Raw genomic sequence first — 271 nt, 5'->3', positions numbered from 1 at the left:
ACCTGTAGACGATGAGAAAGCCCGTAGCGTCGGCGCCCATATGCCCGTAGCGCTCCCCGCGCGGCTCATAACGACAGCAGAAATCGGCGAAGTTCTCTTCGTAGAGGCTATCGCAGGTCTGATAGAGATGGAAGCCGAAGCCGCTACAGTAGTTCGCCACGTTGCCCCGCACCGTGAGGTGGCGGCACTCGTACGCCAGCAAACCGTTCATCTGATGTTGCAGGTCGTTGTGGGCAATCAGGCTCTCCTCGACGCGGTGCAGCAGGATGCC

Annotated in this window: 1 protein-coding gene; it reads right to left on the bottom strand. The window is 60.1% G+C overall.

Annotated features, from left to right (window positions below; genetic code table 11):
- The coding region (locus NZU74_20335) for a hypothetical protein (protein MCS6883677.1) at positions 1-271 on the bottom strand (271 nt) is incomplete at both ends.

The sequence above is a fragment of the Chloroflexaceae bacterium genome (assembly GCA_025057155.1).
Taxonomy (GTDB): Bacteria; Chloroflexota; Chloroflexia; order Chloroflexales; family Chloroflexaceae; genus JACAEO01.
This window is presented reverse-complemented; position numbering and strand designations above follow the sequence as displayed.